Source organism: Methanospirillum sp., from assembly GCF_035406105.1.
Classification (GTDB): Archaea; Halobacteriota; Methanomicrobia; order Methanomicrobiales; family Methanospirillaceae; genus Methanospirillum.
On sequence record NZ_DAONKG010000346.1, the window covers coordinates 1 to 1,553 of the forward strand.

The 1,553-nt window shown below is 45.8% G+C and carries 2 protein-coding genes; both read right to left on the reverse strand.

Features of this window, described 5'->3' with window-relative positions:
* Positions 1 to 31: 31 nt before the first annotated feature.
* Positions 32 to 187: a GNAT family N-acetyltransferase gene (locus PLA23_RS13325; protein ID WP_324330172.1), complete on the reverse strand. Its 156-nt coding sequence runs from the start codon at positions 185 to 187 to the stop codon at positions 32 to 34.
* 129 nt (positions 188 to 316) lie between these two features.
* A partial coding sequence (locus tag PLA23_RS13330; RefSeq protein ID WP_324475524.1) for an FtsK/SpoIIIE domain-containing protein occupies positions 317 to 1,553 on the reverse strand: 1,237 nt, incomplete at its 5' end.

Here is a 1,553-nt window from a genome sequence, read left to right on the forward strand (position 1 = left end):
CAACGAGATCATCAACTTCTGCAACAATGGCTCACCAGACCGGGGCCGGGCCAAATCCTGATTCTTCAAAATGTTCCAGTAATACTTCAACTTCATGCAGTGCACGTTCATATTCGGCGAGTTCTTTGATGAGCTCAAGGAGCCGGGGACAGTCATTACGAACCGCAGGTCGGATGGTTACGCTCATATATCCATAATTATTTTTGTCGTATCCTGATTTTATGTGATAAGATCCAACAGGTATCTATAAATGACCTGGTCACTCCATTGAGAGACCCCCTGCATTCCTTCAGAGAGGGTGACATCAAAACAGATATTAATTCTTTCCGCAAGCCGAGAAATCACCAGATGAAACCAGGGCTCCTTGCAATCGTTGCACAGGGACACTTCCACCAATGAGCATATCTCCATACCCTGCCAGACATTCTGCCCCTGACTCATCAAGAATGATTCGCGAATTTGATGAAGACGTCACTTTCAGAGCGATCTTAAGTTGAAGATTTGCTTTAATTACGCCGGTAATGATTCGTGCATCCGGCCGCTGGGTTGCTAAAATCAGATGAAAACCTGCTGCCCTCCCTTTCTGCCCAATCTTCTGAATAGCAGTCTCAAGCGCTTCTTTTGTTGTTTTATTCATAATAAGGTCTGCATACTCATCGATGACAATGATCCGCCGGGTCAAAGGTTCAGATTCCCGGGCATTATAATCAGAGATGTTAGAATACCCGGTCTTTTCAAGATGTACATACCTCTCCTCCATCTCATTGACACATCCTGCAAGAATCTCCATTGCCTTGTCTGGATCCATGATAACCGGCATGAAAAGAGATGGGAAGGATACAAAATCGGTGAATGTTACCCGTTTGGGATCTATAAGAATGAATGAGACTGGGGTTGATGCATTTGCAAGGGTAATCCCAATAACCAGTGACCGAATTAATTCACTCTTGCCTGACCCGGATGTCCCTCCGATAAGACAACTGGTCATTACCGGATCTGCCAGATCGCCTATCAATACCGACCCGTCGATCCGCCTCCCGATTGGAAACGCACAGACTGACCTGGATGATGGTTTTCCATCCCGGATCAAGGATTGGACATCAAATGGCTTCCATTCATCATGCGGCACATCACAGCTGATATACCCGCTTTGAGCCTGAATAAGAGGAGGAGCAGCGAGTGATAACCCAAGCTGGATATCTACCGCACGATTAGCAATCTTGGAGAAAGTGACTCTTTTTGAGAGATCAGGAATTATCTTCAGCCTGATAAACCGTGGACCGGTGGTGTATCCTGCCGGGAGAACCGGAATAGAGAGAAGGCGGAGCGTTTCTACCAACCTGGTGAGGAAATGCTCTCCATTACCTGTATTATTTAGATATACGTTACTCTGCGGTTTGCTTAATCCTTCCTTCTCTTTTGGCTTATCAGGAAGAATAACATCAAAGTCTGCATCACAGGTTGAGGTAAATGGGCAGATCGTACACAACTCAGGATCCTTACATCGGGGAATAGGGAGTATACCATCTTTGATCCTTCGTGAAAGGGTGATG

Excerpts from the sequence above, each read along its gene's own strand:
- PLA23_RS13325 (WP_324330172.1), bottom strand. The coding sequence starts at position 187 with ATGAGCGTAACCATCCGACCTGCGGTTCGTAATGACTGTCCCCGGCTC.